Here is a 300-nt window from a genome sequence, read left to right as displayed (position 1 = left end):
GTCGTAGGAGGCGCGGAGGAGCCGCTCGGCGGCGGGGGTCATCCGGCAGACACGCCGCACCAGCCCGGCTGTGAGCTGGGCATTGCAACGCACGCCCTCATATCCGGGGGCGGCATAGCGCTTGGCCTGCACGGCCCGGGCAGCAAGCACCTGCTTGCGCAGGTCTGCGCTGCTCTCGGCGGGGGAGGTGGTGTGGAGCTCGTCAAAGGCAACGGGGTCCATCTCCACACAGAGGTCGATGCGATCCAGCAGGGGGCCGGATACCCGGCTGCGGTACTGCCGCACCGCACTGGGGGAACA

Annotated in this window: 1 protein-coding gene; it reads right to left on the bottom strand. The window is 70.0% G+C overall.

What is annotated here, in order from left to right; all coding sequences use genetic code 11:
* Positions 1–300: ATP-binding protein (locus P0G09_RS18855; protein WP_275253437.1), on the bottom strand; the 300-nt coding region annotated here is incomplete at both ends.

The sequence above is a fragment of the Faecalibacterium sp. DFI.5.82 genome, assembly GCF_029076575.1.
Classification (GTDB): Bacteria; Bacillota; Clostridia; order Oscillospirales; family Ruminococcaceae; genus Faecalibacterium; species Faecalibacterium duncaniae.
This window is presented reverse-complemented; position numbering and strand designations above follow the sequence as displayed.